The organism is Acinetobacter sp. NRRL B-65365, assembly GCF_001605865.1.
In the GTDB taxonomy this organism is placed as follows: domain Bacteria; phylum Pseudomonadota; class Gammaproteobacteria; order Pseudomonadales; family Moraxellaceae; genus Acinetobacter; species Acinetobacter vivianii.
Genome location: NZ_LRPD01000078.1, coordinates 140,373 through 165,560, shown reverse-complemented (window position 1 = coordinate 165,560; position 25,188 = coordinate 140,373). Strand labels below are relative to the sequence as shown.

Genomic DNA, 25,188 nt, shown 5'->3' with positions numbered 1-25,188 from the left:
AAAAATTAAACAAAATAAATTACATAAAACGAGATAAGTCTTCTTCAGGACGTGCAGTTAAAACTTCGATGCCTGTTTTTGTTACCAAAATCGTATGTTCATATTGAGCAGATAATTTGTGATCTTTAGTGACAACTGTCCATTTATCGCCTAAAAGCTTGGTTTGCCAAACACCTGCGTTGACCATTGGTTCAATTGTAAAAGTCATGCCTGCTTCCAGACGCATACCCGTGCCTTTTTGCCCATAATGCAAAACTTGTGGTTCATCATGGAATACATTACCGATACCATGACCGCAATATTCTCGTACGACACTGAAACGCTCAGATTCAACATATTGTTGAATTGCATAACCGACATCACCCAAGTATGAGCCATCTTTTACAGTTGCCATACCGCGATACATCGCTTCTTGAGCGACTGAACACAAACGGTTTGCAAGAATAGAGGTTTCACCACCCACGATATACATCATGTTGGTATCACCGTGATAACCATCTTTAATGACTGTTACATCAATATTAAGAATATCGCCGTTCTTTAAGATTTTATTTTCAGAAGGAATACCGTGACAAACCACATGGTTGACCGAGGTACAAATAGAATGCTGGAAAGCAGGGCGACCTGGGGCTGCGCCGTAACCTACACAAGCAGGAATTGCCTGTTGAACATTTTCAATGTGATTGCGACAGATTGTATCGAGTTCTAGTGTGCTCACACCCGCTTTAATATGCGGTTTAATCATGTCTAGAACTTCAGCCGCCAATTTGCCAGCAACACGCATCTTTTCAATTTCTTCAGGTGTTTTGATTAATCGACGAGGGGCTGTATAAGTTGTATTCATGATCTCTAAAAACTTTTGGTAATTTGCAAGCGTCTATGGTATAAATAGCCGCCTATTTTATCAAATGCTTTTCGTGAATATATTTTACGAAATTATCTGATAATAATAGTCGTAAAAAAAATCCGCACATATATCGACACATTACTCTGGGTGCCTAGCAATAGGTGGAGAATGCGGATATATGGAGGCCTAACCCAAACTTTAAGGTAAAGAAAATGGCAGATTACAACGTAAGCATGCGCGACCTTCTTCAAGCAGGCGCACACTTTGGTCACCAAACTCGTTTCTGGAACCCAAAAATGCGTCAATACATTTTTGGCGCGCGTAACAAAATTCACATCATTAACCTTGAGCACACTGTTCCTGCGTTAAATGATGCTTTGAACTTCGTTAACAACCTAGCGAGCAAAAAGAACAAAGTATTATTCGTTGGTACAAAACGAGCTGCTTCTAACATCATCCGTGAACAAGCTCAACGCGCTGGTCAACCATATGTAGATCACCGTTGGTTAGGTGGTATGTTGACGAACTGGAAAACACTTCGCCAATCTATCAACCGTTTAAAAGATCTTCAAACTCAATCTCAAGACGGTACTTTTGCTAAGCTTACTAAACGTGAAGCTTTAGAGCGTACTCGTGAGATGGAAAAACTTGAACGTGCTTTAGGCGGCGTTAAAAACATGGGTGGTTTACCTGACGCATTATTTGTAATCGACGTTGATCACGAAGCGATTGCAATCAAAGAAGCGAAAAACTTAGGTATTCCTGTAATCGGTATCGTTGATACAAACTCTAACCCAGACAACGTTGATTACGTTATTCCGGGTAACGACGATGCGATCCGTGCAGTAACTTTGTATGCTTCTGCTATGGCTGATGCGATTCTTGCTGGTAAAGAATATGCTCAATCACAAGCAAATGCACAAGCAAAAGGCGACGACGCTGCTAAAGACGCTTCTGAGGCTTAATGCGTTTTGACGCAAGCTTGTCATTTTTGCGACATGTAATGGTGGCAGATTAAAGCGTCGAGATTGCAAACGGCCCAGAGATTCTTTGGGCCGTTTTTGTTGAACAGATTTATTTTCTACCGATTTTAGGAGATCAACATGACTGCAGTTACTGCGAGCATGGTAAAAGAATTACGTGACCGTACTGGTCTTGCAATGATGGAATGCAAAAAAGCATTAACAGAAGCAGACGGTGACATCGAACTTGCGATTGATAACCTTCGTAAATCAGGTCAAGCAAAAGCTGCTAAAAAAGCAGGTAACATTGCTGCTGATGGTGCGATCACTATCATCCAAAACGGTAACAAAGCAATCCTTGTTGAAGTTAACTGTCAAACTGACTTCGTTGCTAAAGACGAAAACTTCAAAAACTTCTCTGATAAAGTTGCTACTGCTGCACTTGCTGCAAATGAAACTGATGCTGCGAAAATTGCTGAACTTAAGCTTGAAGACGGTGCGACTGTAGAAGAAGCTCGTGTTGCGCTTGTTCAAAAAATCGGTGAAAACATTCAAGTTCGTCGCGCTCAAATCGTTGAAGGCGAAAACTTGGCTATTTACAAGCACGGTTTAAAAATCGGTGTTGTTGTATCTTACACAGGTGATGCTGATACTGGTAAAGGTATTGCAATGCACGTTGCTGCGTTCAACCCAGTTGCAGTAAATGCTGAAGCTGTTCCAGCTGACTTGATCGCTAAAGAGAAAGAAATTGCTGAAGCGAAAGCGTTAGAATCTGGTAAGCCAGCGAACATCGTTGAGAAAATGGTAACTGGTTCAGTTGAAAAATACTTGAACGAAGTTGCTCTTGATCGTCAAATGTATGTTATCGACAACGATAAGAAAGTTGCTGACGTATTGAAAGCGACTGGTACTGTTGTAGCTCAATTCGTTCGTTTCGAAGTGGGTGAAGGTATTGAGAAGAAAGCTGAAATGAGTTTCGCAGAAGAAGTTGCTGCTGCTCAAGCTGCTGCGAAGTAATTCGTATCTTCTAAAAAAACCCAGTCATTTTGACTGGGTTTTTTATTGCTTACTAAAAAGCCCACTTCGTAAATGGGCTTTTTTAATTATTTAAGGCTTAGTCAGCTTCTTTTTTAAGCTCGTATTTGCTTGCCAATTCACCTGTAATTTCTTTACCTTCTGTATCTAAAGCTTTTAGATAACCTTCAGCAACGAAATATTTACGGCCATCACCAGCTTTATCCAATGTAATCATTGATGTGTTTGTAGTATCAAAGGCGAAGCTACCTTTACTTTCGAATACTTTACCGTCGCCTTTACCTAAATATTTTTCTTTTAACTCAAAGGTCTTGTCTTGATTCAGTTCAAGTTCAGTTTCAATGCCTTCACAGTCAGCGCATGGAAGTACGCCTTTGTAAGTACCATTCCAGTCGAGAGAGTTTTCCGCTGTGTGCGCGCTATCAACAGCTTCATGCGTTGTTTCTGTTGTGGTCGCTGCTGGTGGAGTTTGCTCGTCAGTTTTTGGTGTTTCAGCCTTGTTACATGCCACAAGGAAAATAGACGCTAGAGAAATGGCAATAATTGATTTTTTCATCTTGGATATAACCTTATTCGAAAGTATTGATATCCAAGTTATTAGATTTTAAAAAGAAATGGAAGTAAGGGAATGTAAGGGTTGTTTAACCTTTGGTAAAGCAAGACAAGTTTAACCTTGTCTTGCCTTGAAGCGGGGATTTGATTTGCAGATGACAAATAGCTTGCCGCGACGTTTTACAATCTGACAATCAGCACTACGGCGTTTGGCACTTTTAAGGGATGAGCATACTTTCATTTTTGATTCTCTGTATTTAATGTAATGTTATAATATTACATTAAAGTGGGTGTGTAAAGTTTGTCATCCTTGATGTGTGGGAGGGGATTGTGAAAGATATAAGTATCAGAAATAAAAAAGCCCTTATCTTTCGATAAGGGCTTTTTTGAATTTGGAGCGGGAAACGAGACTCGAACTCGCGACCCCAACCTTGGCAAGGTTATGCTCTACCAACTGAGCTATTCCCGCAATAGGACGCATTATAGAGAGTTTCATTCAGCTGTCAACTCTCTAGTATGCTAAGTGTTGAATTAATCAGCACGTCGCCAGATTGTCCCTTGACGTGTATCTTCCAAAACTACACCCTGATCCAATAACGATTGGCGAATACCATCAGCTTTGGCAAAGTCTTTGGCTTTTTTTGCATCGACACGTTGCTGGATAAAATCTTCAATCTCAGCATCTGAAAGCGCTAGCGCTTCCTGACCAATATCTGATTTGAGGAAGTCATCAACATCATGCTGAACCAAGCCAAGAATGTCAGTTAAATGGCGTAGGGTAGAGTAAAGAAGCGTGGCTTGTTCAGCTTGTTCTTCTTTGACTGCACGGTTCAGTTCCTTATTGAGTTCAAACAGGACTGCCATTGCTTCAGCAGTATTAAAGTCGTCGCGCATCGCACTATTAAAACGCTCAACAAAGTGCTGTTCTAAAGTCTCAGTGGTTTTTTGACCATAAACTTGCTGATAGGCTTTAAAAGAGTGATAGAAACGGCTGAGTGCTGTTTTCGCTTCTTTTAAGGCAACATCAGAGAAGTTGACTGGACTACGGTAGTGCGATGACACGATGAAGTAGCGAATCACTTCTGGATGGAATTTTTCCATCACATCACGGATGGTGAAGAAGTTACCTAAAGATTTAGACATTTTCTCGCCATCAACGTTGATGAAGCCCACATGCATCCAGTAATTAACATATTGTTCGCCAGTCGATGCTTCACTTTGGGCGATTTCATTTTCATGGTGTGGGAACATCAGATCTGAACCACCACCATGAATATCGAAATGATTGCCCAAACAGCAAGTCGACATTGCAGAACATTCAATATGCCAGCCTGGACGGCCATTGCCCCAAGGTGAAGCCCAAGCCGGTTCATTTTCTTTGGCATGTTTCCAAAGCACAAAGTCAAATGGATGTTTCTTTTCAACTTCAACATCAACGCGCTCAGATGCACCCGCTTGCATGTCTTCCAGTTTACGACCAGATAGACGACCATATTTATCGAATTTACTGACTTCAAAATATACATCGCCATTGCTAGACGGATAAGCAGCACCTTTATCAACCAAGGTGTTGATCATGCTTTGCATCTGATCAATATATTCAGTTGCTTTTGGCGCTTCATCCGGTGCAGCACAGCCCAAGTTTGCTGCGTCTTCATTCATAGCATCAATAAAACGTGTGGTGAGTTGTTGAATGCTCTCACCATTTTCATTGGCACGTGCAATGATCTTGTCATCAATGTCGGTGATGTTACGGATATAGCGAACTTTCCAGCCCTGACTACGCAAGAAGCGAATGATGTAGTCAAATGCAACCATAACTCGAGCGTGCCCGATATGACAGTAATCATAAACAGTCATACCACACACATACATATCAATTTGACCTTCTTTGCGTGGGACAAATTCAACTTTTTTACGTTGCTCAGAATTATATAGAACAAAAGGTTGCATAAGGGTTTTCAAACACTCTACAAAAATCGTTATTCATCATAACGTATGCACCATATTTCATAAAGTTATCAGTAGTAAAAAAGATGGTTTTGGTTTGCAATATTTTTCCTTATTCAAAACGTAGTTTGCTGGTCGCTCGAACTTGAGCTTTTTTTGCAAAATAATAATAAATCACCGCTGTTGCTAAAAGTCCGACCAGCCAGGAAATATCAATACCACCTAATGCTGTGGCGATTGTACCTGTAAAAAACTTACTATGAATAAAAGGAAGTTGTAGTAAAACACCCATGACATAGCAGCCAATACCGATACTATTCCAGCGGCCATACTTTCCGTTCGGATCATATAATGCAGCCACATCGCACTCTTCTTTAGAAATGAAATAGTAATCGACTAAATTAATTGCACTCCACGGGATAAAAAAGGTGAGCAAGAACAGGATGAATGCTTTAAAGGTATTTAAGAATGTATGTTCACCCAAGATTGCGATCAAGGTCGAAATAGCCACCATACCCAGTACGATACTTAACCGCGTGAGTTTAGAAATTTGATATTTGGGTTTGAAGCTATTCCAAATGGTTGCAATACACATGAAGCAACCATAGGCATTGAGTGTCGATAAGGTGACTTTGCCAAAGGCGATGCTGAAATATAAAAAAGTAATCACCAGTGCAGCAGCATTCATACCCACCACATATTGCACCTCATTCCCGACAAAGCCACCTTGTGAAATTTGTGCAATGAATACACCCAAGGTCATGGAGATTTGCGAACTGAGCAGTGAACCTAAACCAACCGCCAGAAAAACACGGGTGGAGGAGGTGTTTGATGGTAAATATCTGGAATAATCCGCCACATAAGGGCCGAATGAAATTTGCCAAGAGGCTGAAAGCGAAATTGCCAATAAAAATGAAGGCCAGCTAAATTTTTGAACTGCGATTAATGCTGAGAAATTTGAATGAGTTAAAATCTGACTTAAAATAATCACAAATGCAATGATGCCAATCACGCTGGCAACTTTTCCAACCCAGTGGATTAAGCGGTAACCAATGGTCGCAAAGATCACAATAAAAGAGGCATAAATTAAAATACCTGTTGTACTACTGACATTGATCAATTGTGCGATAGCTTTACCTGCCAGTACCTCACCAGTGGCTGTAAATCCGATATACATCAGACAAACCAACACGATTGGAATACAAGCACCATATACCCCAAATTGAACGCGGCTTGAAATCATTTGTGGAAGACCAAGCTTTGGACCCTGTGCTGCGTGTAAAGCCATCACAACGGCTCCGAAACACTGTCCAATCAGTAAACCAATAATGGACCAAAACACATCTCCGCCAAGCACAACGGCCAAAGCACCAGTAACGATTGCAGTTATTTGTAAGTTGGCACCAAACCACAGGGTAAATTGACCAAATACACTGCCATGTCGTTCATGTTCTGGAATGAAGTCAATACTTCGGTTTTCAACAAACTGGTGTTTTTCTTTCTCATCCAATGAGCTCATCTTTTACTCCTGATCCATGAAGCATTGATTGTTATAGAAAATACATGATCTGGTTTTAGTATGCTTATGTACAATCTAGTGCATATATGTATATACAAGTTGTTTTAAATCTGGGCAAATTTATTTGTGTTAAGAAAGGTAAGTTTTCTGTCCCTGATGAAGCTGTAAATCCTATACGGAAGAGAATGACGAAAATTTTGTATTTCACACAAATTCGTGATCAACGATTACACGCCGAAAAGCTCTCCATTTTTCATGAAAACTTATACATTTAGAAACGTGCATAATTCACAGTTATGTTAGAATCGCCCTCATTCTTTTGATTAAAATCATCTGCCAATAGGTAGATAGAGTATTATTTTGAGTCAAGCTCATATGTCACAAGCCATAAATTTCCAGAAAAGCGCAATAGAAACTCTGCGTATTGAACAGCAAGCGATTGAAGTACTTGCAACACAAATTAATGAACATTTTGATCGTGCCTGTGAAATATTGCTGCAATGCCAAGGGCGTGTTGTGATTACCGGTATGGGGAAATCGGGTCATATCGGTCGTAAAATGGCGGCAACCTTCGCATCGACAGGTACACCTTCATTTTTTATGCATCCAGGTGAAGCGGGTCATGGGGATCTGGGCATGCTGGTGCGTGGCGATGTACTTATTGCGATTTCAAACTCGGGCAAGAGTGATGAAATCATGATGTTGATGCCACTGATCAAGCATTTAGGCGTGCCATTAATCACGATTAGCCGTGATGATAAAGGTCCAATGCCACAAAATGCAGATGTTGCATTAACACTGGGCGCAGCTGACGAAGCATGTCCTTTAGGCTTGGCACCAACATCAAGTACAACGGCGACACTGGTTCTCGGTGATGCTTTAGCCGTTGCGCTACTGGAAGCACGTGGCTTTACAGCAGATGACTTTGCGCGTTCACACCCAGCAGGTGCATTGGGTAAACGGTTACTGTTGCATGTGAAGCATCTCATGCATACAGGTTCAGAATTACCGAAAGTACGTCCAGATACACCAATGAATAAGGTGTTATATGAAATTTCTGATAAGCGTCTTGGTTTAACCACGATTGTTGATGACAATGATACGTTATTGGGTATTTTCACCGATGGTGACTTACGTCGAATGATTGACCAGCAACAAGGTTTTGATGTCAATCTGGCAGTTTCTGAAGTAATGACCAAAAATCCGTTAACGATTTCTCAAGAAGCCCGTGCGGTGGAAGCATTAGAAAAAATGCATGAGAGAAAAATTAATCAGTTTGTTGTGGTGGATGACGCGAAAAAAGTGATTGGTGTGATCAGTATGCATGACCTTATTCAGGCGGGAGTAAATTAAGCCATGGCATCTTATGCTTTACAAGAACAAGCACGTCATTTACAGGCACTCGTGCTTGATGTGGATGGAATCTTAAGCGATGGCTTTGTTACATTAACCAATTCTGGTGATGAAATTAAATCATTTGATATCCGTGATGGTCTGGGCATGAAACTAGTCCAGCAAGCAGGTATGAAAGTGATTATTATCACGGGCCGAAAAAGTCATATCGTTGAAAAACGGATGTCTGATCTCGGTGTCGATCTGGTGTATCAAGGGCGTGAAGATAAGGGAACAGCTTTGCGTGAAGCTTGCGCCCAACTCGGTTTATTGCCTGAAGACTGTATCTACATGGGTGATGACTGGCCAGATTTATCTGCATTTGCAATTGCAGGGATGAAAGTGACTGTTCCGAATGGTCATGAAGAAGTCCGCCGCCGTGCCAATCTGGTGACTCAGGCGATGGGCGGTCGCGGAGCTGTTCGAGAAGTCTGTGATATGTTGTTGATGGCAAAAGGTGTTTACCAAGAACTGCTTGAAAAATATCTTGCTGTACCACATTAATATAGTGTTGATTTGCTCAAAGGTTAGGTAACCCAGTTTATGGATACCAAAGTTTTATATGTTGTTGCTGTTGCAGTCGCTGCGGTGAGCGGTGGCTATTATTATTACAGTGGCAAGGCAAAAAAGCTGGATGTTGATTCAGCCAAGAATATGACTTATTCCGCACAGGGTGTTCACTTAACACAAACTGATGAGAAGGGTAATTTATATATTCGTGCTGAAGTGAAGCAGTTGCAGCAAAATATGCAACTTAAAACCTCTCAGCTGGATCAACTGAATGCAGTGATGTACAAACAGGGCAAAGCTGACGCAACCTTTTACGCAAAACAGGCAAATGGCTATGATGACAACACTAAAGTTGTCTTGCTTGGTAATGTTGTTGCGACGAAATTGTCCGATCAGGGTAAAATGGAGTTTCATACCGATGAGCTCACAGGTTACCCAAAAACAAGAGAACTCGAAACACAACATCAGGTCACGGTTCAATCGCCAACTGCTGAGTTTGTGAGTCAAGGTCTAAAGGCTAATATGAATAATGGTCAATATGAATTTTACAAAATTCGAGGAAAGTATGCGCCAAGCTCTTAATTCTAAATCTCGTCTAACTTTCCTTAAACAAGCCGGCTGTGTCGCTGTGGTTGCGTTATCTGCAAGCACGAGCTTTGCCTTGCCGTCAGACCGCAATCAACAGCTTTCTCTGGTTGCTGATCGTGCAACCTATAATGATAAATCGGGTGTAACGACCTATACCGGTAATGTCGTGATTGAGCAGGGCACCATGAAATTGCAAGCAGACTCACTGGTTGCAAACTTAAATAGCCGTAAAGAAATCCAGACCATTACAGCAAAGGGGCGACCTGCGAAGTTCCAGCAACAAATGGATGCCAATAAAGGTCTGGCACGTGGCGAAGCCCAAAATATCGTATATAACGCAGATACTGGGATTATCACGCTAACAGGTAATGCTTACCTGTATCAGGATGGTTCAAGCATTCGTGGTAATAGCCTGAAATATAGTATGAATAAAGGTGATGTCGAGGCTCAAGGTTCTTCGAGCAATCGTGTACAAATCATTATTCCACCATCAAGCTCTAAAAGCTTTCCAGGGGCGCGTGATTAATGGAACAGGCAGTGCAACAACCACAGACTTTATGTATTAAGCATTTAGCTAAAAACTATAGTAAACGTTGGGTGGTAAAAGACGTTTCTTTTACTATGCAAAGTGGACAAATCGTTGGTCTGCTTGGCCCGAATGGTGCAGGGAAAACCACTAGCTTCTATATGGTTGTTGGTCTTGTTCGTATGGATAAAGGCGAGATTCATTTAGATGATCTCGATATGTCTGATCTTGCGATGCATGAACGGGCGCGTAAAGGCATTGGCTATTTACCCCAAGAAGCTTCGATTTTTAGAAAGTTAACGATTTCTGAAAATATTATGGCGATTTTAGAAACGCGTAAAGACTTGAACAAACAGCAGCGCCAGCAACGTTTGAATGAGTTATTAAGTGATTTTAAAATTACCCATATTAAAGATTCATTGGGTATGAGTGTTTCTGGTGGTGAACGCCGCCGTGCTGAGATTGCGCGTGCTTTGGCTGCTGATCCAAAGTTTATGCTGCTGGATGAGCCTTTTGCCGGGGTTGACCCGATTTCGGTAGGTGATATTAAAGATATTATCCAAACCCTCAAAGATCGTGGTATTGGTGTACTCATTACCGATCATAACGTGCGTGAAACTTTAGCGATTTGTGAAAAAGCTTATATCGTCAGTGAAGGATCCGTGATTGCTGAGGGTACTCCACAAGAAATTCTGGATAATGAACAGGTGCGTAAAGTGTATTTAGGTGACGATTTCGTCGTTTAACACCGAATGGATTCTGTATGTGAAGAAAGAACCGAAAGGTTCTTTTTTTATGGCAGTTTTTTAATTGGAAATCTTGAATACCAAGGCTTCTGCTCGGAAATATTGGGGATTTTGCTGTAATTTGCTGATAAATATTTATTTTATTTTTTTAATTAGTTTGGCATATTTTATAAAAATGAGAACTGTTTTACAAAAATAAACACTTATAAATGTGTGAAAACGTGTTTAGAACATAGTGTTTTATGTAAAAAAATGATTAAAATGAAAATGCTGAAATGATAACAATACGAAAAAATATGAACTTAAAGAAAGATATAAAAGTGAATAATGGATCATGGAAAAGAAGTATGGATTTTAAGTGGTTACTTTATGTAGCAACGCTATCTGTGCCAATGACACATGCAACAACACCAAGTGAACAATATCACACTTTAAAGAATAATCTGTCTCGGCTGTTTGTTCCGCAAAGTAGTGATGAATTTAAAGTTGCCCAGATGCAAAAACTGAGTAACTTCTCGGTCGATTCATCATTAGGCAGTGATTTGCCTGTTGTTGGATCAGGGCGTCCGCAAGAGACGGCAGTCGCAAATGCATTTTGGCAGAATCAACGTAAAGTATTGAAAGATGCAGTACAGGTTGCGGTACAACGTAATCCTGATATTTCTCAAGGAATCGCAGCATTGGCTTCACAAAATGCCAATATCGATGTTGCAAAATCGGGCTATTATCCACAGATTGGTGGTGGTGTCAGCACGGGAGACTTAGGTAAGAAAAGTACTCGCGGTCAGCAATTACTGACTTTAAGTGCAACCCAGATGCTTTATGATTTCGGCAAGGTTAAATCTGGTGTTAATGTAGAAAAGGCCAAGGTTGTGGTTGGGCAAGCCAATGTGCTGGTGAAAATTGATGATATTTCACTAGATGTTGCGCAAACAATTATCAATATTCAGCGTTATCAAACCCTTATTCAGATTGCAAATCAGCAGATCGCAGGGATCAGACGGATTCAGGAAATGGCGAATCTGCGAGCAAATGCCGGAATCAGTAGTCAGGCTGACCCGATCCAAGCGCAATCGTATTTACAATCAGCACAGTCAGCGATGATTGCCCAGCAATCTTTACTCAGTCAGTATCAGCAACATCTTTATACATTACTTGGTTTTGATACCCGTAATGTGAAATGGGCGATTCCTGAAGATTTTGTAAAACAATCAGATATATACGCAACACCACAATTCAACACCATTCCGCAAATGATCGCTGCACAGGCGGGTATTGAAGTTGCGCGTAATCAAAAATTACAGACACAAGTGAGTAATTATCCGACACTATCTGTAAAAGGAGAACTGAGTCAGGCTTTACACGGACGCAACCCGGGTAATGATAAAGAGGGTGGCTTTGATAGTGCGATCATGCTCGAAGCCAGCAGCCAGTTCTACCAAGGGGGAGCAACTTCCTCAAGAACCAAGGCCGCCAGTTATGCTGAAGAGGCAGCAAGAGCACAGGTCAATGCGGTTTATCTAAAAGTGCTGGATCAGATCCGAACCAGCCGTGAACAAATTGAAAATAAACAACGCCAGATGCAGGTTTTAGCGGGACAACAAGCAACAACAATACGTACAAGAGAGCTTTATCAAGAACAATATAAGTTGGGAACACGAACTTTAGTCGATTTGTTAAATGCAGAACAAGCGATTCATAGTGCGAACTCAGAGGCTGAAACAGCACGTTATGATATTTACAGTAGCATTGCGCAATATATTGCTGCGACAGGACGTTCTCGTCAGGCCTATGACCTCAATAATTTAAATATACAAGGGTTTGAGGTACAACCATGATTACTACAAAAATAAATTATCAGCCCTGGTTACAAGCAATATTAACCATCGCCAAGCATTACCGAATTGAACCATCTGAAGAACGGATTCGCTTACAACTGGACTGGAATCAAAACCAGAATCTGGATGAAGTTCTGGTGCTGATTAGCCGCCAGATTGGCCTGAATTTACGCAAAGTTGCTTTCACTAATGAAGTGATCAACCCTTGGCGTTTACCTGTATTGGTCGAATTGGCTGATGGACAGGTAGGTGTTATCGATAAGGCTGATGGTACTGGCCATGTCAGTATTCAGTTGAGTGGTGATCAGGGACTTTCGCAAAAATTTGCGGTGGGTGCGCTAAGACACATCATTAAAAATGTCTATGTACTGCGTCCTGAACAGTCGGTGCCAGATGCGCGTGTTGATGAATATATCAAACCTTATCAACCAAGCTGGTTCTGGTCGATCGCTCTGCAAGACTGGAAGCGTTATATCGACATTATGCTGGCATCGATGATTGCCAACATTCTGGCATTGGCGACCATTATTTTCTCGATGCAGGTGTATGATCGGGTCGTACCTTCACAATCAATTCCGACACTTTGGGTATTGGCAGCCGGTGTATTAATCGCTGCGATTTTCGAATTTGTACTGCGTCTTTCGCGTATTTACATTTCAGATATTATTGGAAAACGTGCTGATTTAAGAGTGTCAGATCGTGTATTTGGTCATGCACTACGTATCAAAAATAGTGAACGTTCTAAATCTACGGGTACTTTTATTTCTCAAATTCGGGAGCTGGAAGGCGTACGTGAGCTGGTCACTTCGACCACAATGGGCGCGATTGCAGATTTACCTTTTTTCTTCTTATTCCTGATTATCTTTGCGCTGATTGGCGGAAATTTATTTTGGGTCATGCTGCTGGTCGTGCCTTTAATGATTTTGCCTGCGATCTTGGCACAAAAGAAACTGGCTCAACTGGCACAAGAAGGGATGCGCGAATCTTCTATCCGTAATGCGATTCTGGTCGAAGCCGTGCAAGGTATTGAAGATATTAAGCTATTACGTGCGGAGTCGCGTTTCCAGAACCAGTGGAACCACATGAATGAAGTGTCTGCCGATATTAGTATGCAACAACGTAAAATTGTTGGTGTGCTCACGGCATGGACGCAAAAGATTCAGGGCCTGACCTATGCCGCGGTAATTCTGGTGGGCTGTTTTGCGGTGATGAAAGGTGATATGACCACGGGTGCATTGGTGGCATGTTCGATTTTGTCTTCTCGTATGCTGGCACCGATTTCGCAAATCACAGGGATTCTCGGACGTTTACAACAAGCCAAAGTGGCTAAAAAAGGTCTGGATGAGTTAATGAAAAAGCCTGTTGATCAGGCAGATCAAGCCCATCTGGTTCATAAAGAAGTACTACACGGCGACTACGAGCTTAAAAAAGTTGTATTCCAATATTCCGAAGATGATCCTCGTCCAAGTTTGTCTATCCCGCATTTGAAGATCCGTGCTGGTGAACGTATTGCCATTCTCGGGCGTAATGGTGCAGGCAAATCAACACTACTTCAGATTTTATCTGCCATGCAATTTCCGAATGCAGGTTCGGTTCATTTAGATGATCTGGATATCAGCCTGATTGATCCGTCCGATGTACGTCGTGACATGGGCTTACTCAATCAGAATGCACATCTATTCTATGGCACGATCCGTGAAAACCTGACTTTGGGCGCACCACTCGCACGCGATGAAGACATTTTAAAAGCACTGAAAGTGACGGGTGCATTGAGCTTTGTGCATGAGAAGAAAGAAGGGCTTGATCATCTGGTTTTAGAAGGGGGCGTCGGTTTTTCTGGAGGGCAACGACAAGCTTTATTGTTAGCACGTCTCTTGATTCGTCAACCCAACATTCTGTTGCTTGATGAGCCAACGGCAGCCATTGATGATGTCGCCGAGAAGCAGCTTATTGACCATTTAAGAAACTGGCTTGGTTATCGAACTTTAGTGGTGGCGACCCACCGTCGTGCTGTACTGGAATTGGTTGACCGGATTATTGTTATGAATGAAGGCAAGATCGTGATGGATGGGCCAGTAGAACAAGTCTTACAACAATCAGCAATAAAACAAAAAATAGTTTAATACTTAGAGAATAGAGGCAAATTTATGAGTGAAGAACAAAAAACGAGTAGCCGTCCGATGAATGTAACTTATAAGGAACCTAAGTTACCTCGTTCGACACTCGTTGTTTGGATGATTGGGATTGGTTTACTTGTACTCTTGATCTGGGCATGGTTGTTTAATTTAGAAGAAGTTTCTACGGGGACAGGTAAAGTTATTCCATCTTCAAAAGAGCAGATCATTCAGTCACTTGAGGGTGGTATTTTAACCAAGCTTGATGTGAATGAAGGTGATGTGGTGGAAAAGGGGCAGATTCTTGCTCAACTTGATCCGACACGTTTAGCTTCGAATGTGGGGGAGTCGCAGTCTTTACTGATTTCGGCACAGGCAACCGCAGCGCGTTTACGTGCGGAAGTGAATGGCACGCCGCTGACTTTTCCTGAGGAAGTTAAGAAAAGTCCTAAGCTGGTTCAAGAGGAAACCGCACTTTATTATTCGCGCCGTGAGAATCTGGAGCAATCCATCGCAGGTTATGAACAGGCTGCCAAGCTAGTACGACAAGAGCTTGCCATGACTGAGCCATTAGTGGCAAAAGGTGCAGCGAGTGAAGTTGAAGTGTTGCGCTTAAAACGTGAAGCCAATGACTTGAATAATAAGATCAATGACACGCGTAACGAATATTATGTCAAAGCGCGAGAAGAGCTTTCCAAAGCCAATACTGATATCCAGACACAACAACAAGTAGTGAATGGACGTGCTGATAGCTTACAACGTGCGGTATTTAAAGCGCCAGTACGTGGTGTGGTCAAAGAAATTGATGTCACGACTTTAGGCGGGGTGATTCCGCAAAATGGTAAATTGATGACCATTGTCCCACTGGAAGATAAACTGTTGATTGAAGCTCGTATTTCTCCGCGAGATATTGCTTTTATTCGTCCGGGACAAGAAGCCTTGGTGAAGATTACGGCCTATGATTATTCGATTTACGGCGGTCTGGATGGGAAAGTAACTGTAATTTCTCCAGATACCATTCGTGATGAAGTGAAGCAGGATCAGTTCTATTATCGTGTTTATATCCGTACCGATTCAGATCGCCTCTATAACAAGGCGGGTAAGGCATTTAGTATTACCCCAGGGATGGTGGCGACAGTGGATATTCGTACAGGTCAAAAAACCATTATGGATTACCTGCTTAAACCGTTTAATAAAGCCAAAGAAGCATTACGCGAACGCTAAGTTGTGCTGATTGAGAAAACCTCGCTTCAGGCGAGGTTTTTTATTTGTCAGTTAAGCGGCTATAATCTGTTTTTCAGTTTTTATCTTGTTTTTTATGCCATTTACCATTGCCAGTACGGTAACTTTTGAAGAAGACATTAAAAAAAGTCGTTTCCAAGCGATTGCGGCTGTTGTTGAAAATGAACAGCAGGTTAAAGATTTTCTGGAGCAATACAAAGATACTTCAACCACGCATCAATGCTGGGCATGGAAAATTGGGCATCATGTCCGTTTTAATGATGATGGTGAACCTTCAGGCACGGCAGGTCGCCCCATTCTTGCAACCATTGAAGGTAATGAACTGACCAACGTTATTGTACTGGTCAATCGTTGGTATGGTGGTATTAAATTGGGTACGGGTGGTTTGGTGCGTGCCTATGGCGGTTGCGCAGGTCAGTGCTTATTGTTAGCAGAAAAAATTGAACTGATTGAAAAGAAAGAAATCCAGTTTGCATGCTTGTTCAATGAATGGGCCATTATGCAGTATGAGTTGATGCAGCAACAGATTGAATATCAGGAAAGTTATACCGATACTGGAGTTACAGTTCAGGCCCGACTGCAAGTGCATCAGATTGAGCCTTTAAGACTTAAGCTGCAAGATGTGAGTAGAGGACGTGAGAAATTACATGTATGTGATGACTGAAATGTATCTGTCTTCTCTTGCGAGGCGATGCCTCTCAGGGCGTGAAGTGCTGAAGTTTATTGAGGAGCAAGAGGATGAATGATCCTTTACTGAAATATCGCGAGCAGCATAAGCAGCGCCTTAATTATATGCCTTGGTTATATTGGACACTCAAGCCAAAACATCGTGAATGGGCAGAAGCATGGCAAGCTGAATATCAGGCTTATTTAATGGACATGGAAACGGTGGAAATCGGCAAGAACTGTTTCATTTCTCCATTGACACATATTTTTGCAGAACGCGGTCGTAAGATTTCGATTGGAGATAATACCTTTATCGCAGCGGATTGCACCTTGCATGGCCCGTTAGAAATCGGCAATGAGGTCGCGATTAACCATCACTGTATTCTGGATGGAGGGCGTACAGGCATTAAACTACATGATCAGGTCAGAATCGCGGCTTATAGTCATTTATATGCCTTCGATCATGGTATGGAAATGGATCGTGCTATCTATCAGCAACCTGTTAGCTCTAAAGGAATCGAGGTAGGGCGCGATGTCTGGCTCGGCGCGCATGTGGGAATTAAGGATGGTATTAAAATCGGAGATCATGCAGTTGTGGGCATGAACAGTATGGTAACCAAAGATGTAGACGATTATGCAATCGTGGCAGGGAATCCAGCAAAAATAATTCGTTATCGTAATGAGTAAAAGTGTAGGGTCTATTGAAATTTCACCCATGCATTGCGTTATTGGCTAAAACGACTCAAACAAGGCATGAAATGCAGGCAATGGCGACCCCCTTGTCAAATTTCATAACGAAGTTTGAGGAGATTTTAGCCGTAACCCTGTGGGACAGGGACATTTTTTGCTGCCACTGCGTTACATTCAGCTCATTTAGAATGACTAAATTTCGCCAAATGTGCCTTGTGGCATCTAAAAAATGTCCACTGTCGCAAGCATCGTGAAATATCAACAGACCCTCTTAAAAAGCTTATGAGATTCGATACATAAATTTAACCTTCCTCGCTTTTATCTGTGATAAGTTAAAAATAAGTAGAAGACCTAAGGTATTACCTAAAGAGAGGCGAAAAATGAACCGTGTAATTGCATGTATTGATTCTTCACCCTGCATTGATGCTGTGGCTGAGGCGGCTGTGTGGGTGGCCAAACAGACACAAAGAGAATTGGTACTATTGCAAATTCTGGACTATTACCCAGCGAGTTATCATTTAGGTGAAATCAGCGGTGTGATTGGCTTTGAAAGTAATGCCATGCTGTTGAAAGAGCTGGCTGAGCTAGAACAAAAGCAAAGTGAGCTTGCACTGGATTATAGTAATAATTTGCTTAAACATATCTCTGAGCTTATCGAAAAACAGTATGGCTTAACCAGCACCAAGATTCAGGAAAAAGGTGATTTTCTTGAGCAAAGTTTTAACCTTCTCGATGAAAACGATATTGTGATTATTGGTCGGGTGGGTGAGCGTGCTGCCGAGAAAAACAAACCGATTGGTAGCAATGTTGAAAACTTCATTCGTGGTGCAAACTGTACTGTTATTACGGTAGGCGAGCATTTCCAGCCACCGAAACGTTTTATCTTTGCCTATGAATATTCACCAACCTGCCAGAAAATGCTGCAACGTATTGCAAAAAGTGATCTGTTGAAACTCTTGCAATGCCACTTGCTCTACGTCGGTGATCATCCTGAAATGCTGGCAGAACCAGAGAAGTACTTAACTGATGCTGGATTGGAAGTAGTATCCGTGTACCGTTATGGTGATGTTGCGCAAAATATTCTTGAATATCAAAGGGAACATGATATTCAGCTGATTGTATTAGGGGCATTTAGCCACAGTAAAATTCATCAGTTCTTCTTGGGAAGTATTACCACGACAATCTTCCGGAATGCCAATGTGCCGTTACTTGTCGCTAAGTGATTCATTTCTTTCCATATAGTTATCCGCAATTCCTGTGGATAACTGTATGGAAAAGCATTGGAGATAAATATAATTTGTTGATATTACACAACTAAATTAAATAGGTTGTTTTTTAATCTCTATTTTACGATGGCAATTGCAAAGCCATCATGACCTTTTGAGCCTACAGTTTGTAATGCTGTGCAAGATAACAGTTGAGGATGGTCTTTTAACGCCGTGAATGCTTCACGAATCCCTTCAATACTTGGCTTCTTGTTATTTTCATCCAGAATATCTCCTGCACGAATCACATTATCCAGCACGATAATGGTACCTGAATGAGCAAGTTTTAAACTTAACTCAAAATACTCAGGATAACTTTGCTTATCCGCATCAATGAAAATGAAATCAAATGGCTCACTGCCTTCTGCAATCAGCTGATTCATGATATCTGCACCACGCCCTTTTTTTAGTTCAATGGTGGTTGGCATATTGGCAAAATCAATATTTTCCTGCGCAATGATGACATGAGTATCACGTCCTTCAACGGTGAGTAGATAACCATCTTCTGGCAGCGCTTTGGCTAGCCAAATGGTGCTGTAGGCGCCAAAAGTTCCTAGTTCCAATACACGTTTGCATTGGTTCATCTGGATCAGCATCTGCAAAAACATGCCTTGATTAGGCGCAACAGCCAAATGATTAGAAAACCCTTGAGTATCGGTATTATCTAATGCATGTTGAAGTCTTGGGTCTGTGGGAATTAAATGTGAATTGATATAGTCATCAATGTCGGTCCACATCTGTTGCATAATCAAGTTTACCTATGAATCTGTTAGCTGCATTTTAAACGTTTATGATCAGAGTGCAATTTGATTGCTCAATTAATCCTGTGCAATGAAACAAAAAAGAGATCAATTTGATCTCTTTTCAAGTTGCCGAGGGATTTTTAGAAATTACACATCGAGCTATTACGGGTCAGGTCAGGGCCCCAAGTACGATAACCTTGCGTATCAATATGAATCTGTCCAGAACTATATAAACCAACGCCTATATCCAGACTTTGTCCATGCTGTGCCCAGAACTGGCATAACTTGAATTTGGTCTGTTCGATAAAGGCATAATCTTGTGGCTGTGGGTATTCAGGGCCAATACGGAAATCAATGGCTGAGTTAAATAGATGTTTTGAAGAGCCTGCACCACCAGCACATTGGTTCAAAGGCAGATCTCGATAAACCGAGGTGACTTCAAAATCCGTTAAAACTTTTGCTGCGACCAGATATTTAAAGACACGTAAGGTTGGCAGGGCATTTCCCCATAACTCACGATTAGGCACCATATATTCTGAACGGCCACATTTTTGCCAGTCTCGTGCAGTACGTAGCAACTCAAAACTTGGAACAATATGGGCAACATTATTACGGGCAAGATACTGCTCGTATTCGCGAACGCGTGCATAATTATCGCCTTGACCGAGCCATCGGCGATAGGAAGCAGGTTCGACTTTATTTGGAACAGGGCGGGTTAAAGTGACTTGTTCTTGAGGAATGTAAATTCTTTTACCTTGGTTTTGATTTACTTTTGTGGTTGAACTCGTACAACCTACCATCATCACAGGGATGGCAAATAATGATAATAGACCCTGTAATTTATTTCGAATCATAAAAAGCGCAGTTCATAATCGATAGGCGTATTATTTTAATGCAAAATGGCGTATGAATAATGAGGTAATTGCAAAGAAATGTGTGATTAAAGTATAAAAAAGACCAGTAAAACTGGCCTTTTTCAATTATTTTTCTAAATATTGCAGCTTGTCTGGCTTGCCATTCCACTCTTCACGGTCAGCAGGTTGCTCACCAATTTGAGTGATGTTATTGCCAGCCCATTTTTCAGACAATTCAGCATTGAGTTCGATAAAGACTTCTTGGCCTTCTGGTAACTCATCTTCCGAGAAAATTGCATTTGCTGGACACTCTGGTTCACATAGTGCGCAGTCAATACATTCATCTGGATTGATCACAAGGAAATTTGGACCTTCGTAGAAGCAGTCTACTGGACAAACTTCAACACAATCTTGATATTTACATTTAATACAATTTTCGGTGACAACAAAGGTCATGGCGGCAGCTACCTAAAAAATATGGTTTTCATTTTGCATAGCGTATTTTAGGCAAAAAATACCGATAGAAACAATTCCTTTTATTGATATTTATTATTCGTATCAATGAAATGGACTTATTTATATGACTTTTGTTGATAATAAGTCTCAACTACAGCAGCAATTTGCTTATTTGTACTTTTTCTTGAGACCACCACCATCTTGCTTATTCACCGTTGCCCAAGCAATACGTTCAGCATCTTCCTGAGAGCGACCCTGTTCCAGTTCACTTTCTTCAATATGCTTGGCTTGTCGTTTCTGTTTTGCTGTATATGCAGATTTATCGCCACGTGACATGGTATTTCCTCCACAGAATAATTTTCTAGGTTTAGGAATAACATGAACCTTAAAAAAGGTGGGTGAGCAATTGTTAGATTACGCAAGTGCTATGTAAATAAGCTCTACCTCAAAGGATAGAGCTTATTGATCGGAGGATTAATTCTCAAGTGTCTGACTGGTCTTAAATAAAGCTTTGAGTTGATAAAGCTGTTCAAGCGCCTGACGTGGTGTCAGGTCATCAACATCAATGTTTTGTAACAACTCTAATGCAGGTGATTTTGCTTCAACCTCAATTACCTTTTCAATAACTTGAGTTTCAATTTCATGCTCAACGGCACTGAATAAGTCATTCTGCACACTATTTGGTAAATGTTGATGCTGCTGCTTTTCCAGAATTTTTAGTCGCTTTTGGGCTTCCTTGATTACACTTGCAGGAATACCTGCCAGTTTCGCAACCTGTAAACCGTGACTTTGGCTTGCGGGGCCATGTTGAACTTTGTGTAGCAAAATCAAATTGCCATTCAGTTCTTGTGCGGTGACATGGTAGTTATCAATGCCTGCTTCGCTACCCAGTTCAGTCAGCTCAAAATAGTGGGTCGCAAACAGACACAAACATTTTACGCGTTTGGTTAAATCAACCACACAGGCCCAAGCCAGAGAAAGACCATCGTAAGTACTGGTTCCACGACCGACTTCATCCATCAGTACTAAGGACTGGCTGGTTGCGTGATGAAGGATTTGTGAGGTTTCAGTCATTTCAACCATAAAGGTTGATTTACCTGTCGATAAATCATCCGCAGAACCAATACGGGTAAAGATACGGTCAATCGAACCCAGCTTTGCAGCTTTGGCAGGGACAAAGCTACCACAATAGGCGAGTAAACTAATAAGCGCCGTCTGACGCATAAAGGTTGATTTACCTCCCATGTTTGGGCCAGTAATAATTGCCATACGATGCTGTGGATCAAGGAAGGTATCATTCGGCGTAAATGGTGCTTTATTTAACGCTTCGACCACAGGATGACGGCCAGCCTGAATCTTGATACAGGTTTCAGCAGTAAATTCTGGTCTTGCCCAACTATTTAATCGCGCTTGATGGGCAAAGTTTGCCAATACATCGATATGCGCAATCGCCGCACTCATCATTTGTAAATGCGCAATATTCTGACGTAATTCATCTAATAACGATTCAAATAAAAGTTTTTCACGGGCGAGGGCACGCGATTCACTCGAAAGCACTTTATCTTCAAAGCCTTTGAGTTCTGGCGTGATATATCGTTCAGCATTTTTCAGGGTTTGGCGACGAATATAATCGGCAGGCGCTTGTTCTGCCTGTGCACGAGTGAGTTCGATATAATAACCACTGACACGGTTATAACCGATTTTCAGGGTGTTAATTCCTGTACGCTCACGTTCTTTAATCTCTAAATCAATCAGGAACTGACCCGCATGATCACGAATTTTGCGTAATTCATCCAGTTCTTCGTCATAACCTTCTGCAATTACATTGCCATCACGTAGAAGCACAGGTGGGCTTTCAACAATCGCAGCCATTAAGTGCTGATGGAGGCTCTTAAAGTCGCCCAGCTCTTGGTCAAGCTGTGTAAGTAATTTAGATTGCTGGGTTTTTAATACAGGCGCTAAGGCATGACGTAAGAACGGAATCTGTGCACAGGCATGACGGAGTTGTACCAGATCACGGGGACGAGCACTGCCTAAAGCAACACGGCTGAGCACACGTTCAATATCACCAATTTCTTTTAATACCAAACGAACAGGTGCTTCATGGAAACCTTTTAATAACTGTTCAGTCGCATCAAGACGTGCATCGAGAATGGCTGTGTCACGGATCGGTTGCATCAGCGTTCGGCTCAGCAAACGTCCGCCCATCGCCGTTTGGCAATCATTGATGAGTTGAAACAGAGAAGTACCATGCTCAAATAGAGGTTCGATGATCTCTAAGTTGCGGCGCGTAATCGGATCAAGCGCAATAAAGTCAGTACTTTGCTCAATCTGAATTGAACGGATATGAGGTAATGCCGTTTTTTGGGTTTCTTTAGCGTAATGAATCAGCGCAGCAGCGGCAGCTCTAGCAAGCGGTAATGGATCTAAACCAAAGCCAGATAAGGTCGAAACTGAAAATTGGTCACATAACGTTTTTTGGGCATTATTTAAATTAAAGTCGACATTTGGGCGCTTGGTAATCGGACAGTCCAGATTCTTTTTGATTTGCTCAATAATATTTTTATCAATCAGATCTTCATCAATCAGGATTTCGCTTGGCATTAGACGTGCCAGTTCGATTGCCAGTTGCTCTGGCTTATAATCTTGTTGCTGGACTTTGAAAATACCTGCACTGAGATCAAGCAAGGCCAAACCGATTTGATTTTGCTGAATGCAAAGCGCAACCAGATTTGAAGATTGATAACTGCTAAGCAGTGCATCATCTGTTAATGTTCCAGGCGTCAAAATACGAACGACTTTACGCTCAACAGGCCCTTTTCCTGTAACTTCACCGACTTGCTCGCAGATCGCAACAGTACGTCCAGCTTTGACTAAACGTGCGAGATAACCTTCGGCTGCATGATAAGGCACGCCAGCCATTGGAATCGGTTGACCGCTGGCTTTACCACGATGGGTCAGTGTAATGCCGAGTAATTTGGCTGCTAAATGAGCATCTTCAAAAAAAAGCTCGTAAAAATCGCCCATACGATAGAACAGCAAAGCATGTTGATAGTCAGTTTTGACTTTAAGGTATTGCTGCATCATTGGTGTATGGTTGGATAAGTCAGCCATGATTTCAGCGCTGTTCATTCGTACTAAATCCTTGAAACTTAATATTTAGATAAATCTGATCTGGAGGATTAACGATGTTATCCATCCTCATAATTCTGTGCAAATCTGACTGAATTAGATAAAAAAGTATAGCTTTTTTATGTCACCTTGAGTCAGTGGTATATGCGGTGTAGTTAAATTTGCACGTGGTTCATCTTAACAAATCCATAGAAATTCACAAAAAGGATTGCTTGGAGAAATGAAGAAATAAGCAACAAAAGAAGTTGCTTTGTCAGCTTATACAACAGTTAATTACAGGTTTGATGATCTTTCGCTTTGACGTTATCGAAATGAGAGGATTGATAAAAATATCGATAAATGTAATTTCATGCGTTTTTTAATAAGAATCTATTATAAACCCGCTTCCCAAAATTTATTTGCTGCATAAATTGGGTCATTCGTTTCTTCAATGGCTTTCACCCATACATCATAATGATTAATAATTGGGTAGTGGCTAGGATGAAAGTCTTCTTTTAAACTATTTAAAATTAATGGCATTTTTGTGCTCATAATGCCTTTCGGACCAAAAAGCCAATCCTTTCCTTTATCCAACATCAGTTTTCTTTCATTGTTATTGAAACCATCGCAACGTAACATAATATTTGCTACTCCAAGTGCTGAATCAAAAATAAGAGAAAAAGTTTTGCGAAAGGCGATGACTCTCATCTCTTCATCAATATTGCCTACTTGTTTCATGACATTGAAAGCGACCTCTCTATGCTCCATTTCTTCTATAGAGTGCCAAATCCATAGCGCTTGCATACGTGGATCCGCCTCAGCAAAAACTTGTCTATCTTCAAATAAACATTGGGCGAGTAGGGCTGTAACATGTTCATATGCAACTGTAACTGCTAAATTGAATTCTAGAGATTTATTATAATTTAATGAGTTTTTAAGCACGCCCATCAGACGCTTAACTGGAATATTCTGTTTCTTGAGATTTTCATTCATTAAGTTATGAATAGTGCCGTGCTGAGCTTCTTGTTTGATAAAGACAGAGATATCATTGAGCAGCTTAGGATCTGTGACTTTATCTCTAAAAGCTTTAACGCTTTGTATGAAAAATTTCTCTCCGTCGGGAAAAGATAACCCTAAAGCATCAAAAAAACGAGTTTTAAAAGGATCTTCTCCAAACCAATATTTAGGTACTTGATCAAAGTGGAACTCTAAATTCGTTCTGGAGACTATTTCGTCTGTTTTATAAAGAGTGGCATTTTTCATAAACGTATATAAACTGAACAAGAAAAATCTTATCTAGATAAAATCAGAGTGTTGGTCGAGATAGCAACATAAGGCATATTTTGTTAATTATTTTGAGTTTGTATGAGCTGAAAAGTAATCAATAAATTTTTCTTAAGAAGCATTGAATATACGATATAGAAAACAATACTTACAGCTAACCGAAGAACTTATTTATTTTTATCTATATGATTAAATTAATTATTTGTATAAGTGGTTTTATAAGGGGAGTTTGCATGAAGGGTTATCCCGACGAGATTAATATGGATAGAACAATACTATATTTGCCGGTTCTGTAGGA

24 protein-coding genes and 1 tRNA gene are annotated in these 25,188 nt (G+C 41.1%); 13 read left to right on the top strand and 12 right to left on the bottom strand.

All coding sequences use genetic code 11. The features are described from left to right. Positions 1-19: 19 nt before the first annotated feature. Entirely contained in the window at positions 20-844 is an 825-nt protein-coding gene (gene map, locus AWW72_RS18645; RefSeq protein WP_004773623.1) for a type I methionyl aminopeptidase, read from the bottom strand. 215 nt (positions 845-1,059) lie between these two features. Between map and rpsB the strand changes: the two genes are divergently transcribed. Continuing rightward, positions 1,060-1,812: a 30S ribosomal protein S2 gene (gene rpsB / locus AWW72_RS18640; protein WP_004652723.1), complete on the top strand. Its 753-nt coding sequence runs from the start codon at positions 1,060-1,062 to the stop codon at positions 1,810-1,812. Positions 1,813-1,950: 138 nt separating this feature from the next. Then, positions 1,951-2,826, top strand: coding sequence for a translation elongation factor Ts (gene tsf, locus AWW72_RS18635; RefSeq protein WP_004773622.1), 876 nt, complete (start codon positions 1,951-1,953; stop codon positions 2,824-2,826). Between the two features lie 97 nt (positions 2,827-2,923). Here the strand turns inward: tsf and AWW72_RS18630 are convergent, their stop codons facing one another. The 5 genes from AWW72_RS18630 to AWW72_RS18615 form a co-directional block, all read right to left on the bottom strand. Continuing rightward, on the bottom strand, positions 2,924-3,400 hold the full coding sequence (locus tag AWW72_RS18630; protein ID WP_062848313.1) for a copper resistance protein NlpE: 477 nt from the start codon (positions 3,398-3,400) through the stop codon (positions 2,924-2,926). A gap of 111 nt (positions 3,401-3,511) precedes the next feature. Further along, a complete protein-coding gene (gene ykgO / locus AWW72_RS19265; protein WP_005231541.1) occupies positions 3,512-3,637 on the bottom strand; it encodes a type B 50S ribosomal protein L36 in 126 nt (41 codons plus the stop codon). 152 nt (positions 3,638-3,789) lie between these two features. Further along, positions 3,790-3,865, bottom strand: a tRNA-Gly gene (locus AWW72_RS18625). Positions 3,866-3,927: 62 nt separating this feature from the next. Then, positions 3,928-5,349, bottom strand: coding sequence for a cysteine--tRNA ligase (cysS, locus tag AWW72_RS18620; RefSeq protein WP_062848312.1), 1,422 nt, complete (start codon positions 5,347-5,349; stop codon positions 3,928-3,930). 109 nt (positions 5,350-5,458) lie between these two features. Continuing rightward, the gene (locus AWW72_RS18615) at positions 5,459-6,865 is read right to left on the bottom strand and encodes a purine-cytosine permease family protein (RefSeq protein WP_062848311.1); all 1,407 of its coding nucleotides are present in this window, start codon (positions 6,863-6,865) and stop codon (positions 5,459-5,461) included. Between the two features lie 375 nt (positions 6,866-7,240). On the opposite strand from AWW72_RS18615, the gene AWW72_RS18605 reads away from it, so the two are divergent. The 11 genes from AWW72_RS18605 (at position 7,241) to AWW72_RS18555 (ending at position 18,400) form a co-directional block, all read left to right on the top strand. Next, a complete protein-coding gene (locus AWW72_RS18605; RefSeq protein WP_004773618.1) occupies positions 7,241-8,218 on the top strand; it encodes a KpsF/GutQ family sugar-phosphate isomerase in 978 nt (325 codons plus the stop codon). 3 nt (positions 8,219-8,221) lie between these two features. Beyond that, complete coding sequence (locus AWW72_RS18600; protein WP_004773617.1) at positions 8,222-8,761, top strand: KdsC family phosphatase; 540 nt, start codon at positions 8,222-8,224, stop codon at positions 8,759-8,761. Between the two features lie 39 nt (positions 8,762-8,800). Next, positions 8,801-9,349, top strand: coding sequence for an LPS export ABC transporter periplasmic protein LptC (gene lptC / locus AWW72_RS18595; RefSeq protein WP_004773616.1), 549 nt, complete (start codon positions 8,801-8,803; stop codon positions 9,347-9,349). Further along, positions 9,333-9,881, top strand: a complete 549-nt coding sequence (lptA, locus tag AWW72_RS18590) for a lipopolysaccharide transport periplasmic protein LptA (protein ID WP_005258742.1) — start codon at positions 9,333-9,335, stop codon at positions 9,879-9,881. Before lptC ends, lptA begins: the two co-directional genes overlap by 17 nt. After that, positions 9,881-10,627, top strand: a complete 747-nt coding sequence (lptB, locus tag AWW72_RS18585; protein WP_004773613.1) for an LPS export ABC transporter ATP-binding protein — start codon at positions 9,881-9,883, stop codon at positions 10,625-10,627. Before lptA ends, lptB begins: the two co-directional genes overlap by 1 nt. Positions 10,628-10,974: 347 nt before the next feature. Beyond that, on the top strand, positions 10,975-12,465 hold the full coding sequence (locus AWW72_RS18580; RefSeq protein WP_081410403.1) for a TolC family protein: 1,491 nt from the start codon (positions 10,975-10,977) through the stop codon (positions 12,463-12,465). Further along, complete coding sequence (locus tag AWW72_RS18575; RefSeq protein ID WP_032810841.1) at positions 12,465-14,588, top strand: type I secretion system permease/ATPase; 2,124 nt, start codon at positions 12,465-12,467, stop codon at positions 14,586-14,588. Before AWW72_RS18580 ends, AWW72_RS18575 begins: the two co-directional genes overlap by 1 nt. Positions 14,589-14,612: 24 nt before the next feature. Beyond that, positions 14,613-15,803, top strand: a complete 1,191-nt coding sequence (locus AWW72_RS18570) for an HlyD family type I secretion periplasmic adaptor subunit (RefSeq protein WP_004773607.1) — start codon at positions 14,613-14,615, stop codon at positions 15,801-15,803. A 94-nt stretch (positions 15,804-15,897) separates the two neighbouring features. Beyond that, entirely contained in the window at positions 15,898-16,485 is a 588-nt protein-coding gene (locus AWW72_RS18565) for an IMPACT family protein (RefSeq protein WP_047428975.1), read from the top strand. A 74-nt stretch (positions 16,486-16,559) separates the two neighbouring features. Next, positions 16,560-17,174: an acyltransferase gene (locus AWW72_RS18560; RefSeq protein ID WP_062848308.1), complete on the top strand. Its 615-nt coding sequence runs from the start codon at positions 16,560-16,562 to the stop codon at positions 17,172-17,174. Positions 17,175-17,557: 383 nt separating this feature from the next. Then, on the top strand, positions 17,558-18,400 hold the full coding sequence (locus AWW72_RS18555; RefSeq protein WP_004773602.1) for a universal stress protein: 843 nt from the start codon (positions 17,558-17,560) through the stop codon (positions 18,398-18,400). Between the two features lie 119 nt (positions 18,401-18,519). On the opposite strand, the gene AWW72_RS18550 is transcribed toward AWW72_RS18555, so the two are convergent. The 6 genes from AWW72_RS18550 to AWW72_RS18530 all read right to left on the bottom strand — a co-directional run bounded on the left by AWW72_RS18550 (position 18,520) and on the right by AWW72_RS18530 (position 24,869). Further along, on the bottom strand, positions 18,520-19,188 hold the full coding sequence (locus AWW72_RS18550) for an O-methyltransferase (RefSeq protein ID WP_004773601.1): 669 nt from the start codon (positions 19,186-19,188) through the stop codon (positions 18,520-18,522). Between the two features lie 137 nt (positions 19,189-19,325). Next, positions 19,326-20,039, bottom strand: coding sequence for a D-Ala-D-Ala carboxypeptidase family metallohydrolase (locus AWW72_RS18545; protein WP_032874297.1), 714 nt, complete (start codon positions 20,037-20,039; stop codon positions 19,326-19,328). Positions 20,040-20,165: 126 nt separating this feature from the next. Further along, positions 20,166-20,495, bottom strand: coding sequence for a ferredoxin FdxA (gene fdxA, locus AWW72_RS18540; protein ID WP_004652744.1), 330 nt, complete (start codon positions 20,493-20,495; stop codon positions 20,166-20,168). Between the two features lie 168 nt (positions 20,496-20,663). Next, positions 20,664-20,831 (bottom strand): hypothetical protein, encoded by a 168-nt coding sequence (locus AWW72_RS19535; RefSeq protein WP_171254749.1) that lies wholly within the window; start codon positions 20,829-20,831, stop codon positions 20,664-20,666. Positions 20,832-20,969: 138 nt separating this feature from the next. Then, positions 20,970-23,627, bottom strand: coding sequence for a DNA mismatch repair protein MutS (gene mutS / locus AWW72_RS18535; protein WP_062848307.1), 2,658 nt, complete (start codon positions 23,625-23,627; stop codon positions 20,970-20,972). 372 nt (positions 23,628-23,999) lie between these two features. Continuing rightward, positions 24,000-24,869 (bottom strand): metal-dependent hydrolase, encoded by an 870-nt coding sequence (locus AWW72_RS18530; protein WP_062848306.1) that lies wholly within the window; start codon positions 24,867-24,869, stop codon positions 24,000-24,002. Positions 24,870-25,188: the final 319 nt, after the last annotated feature.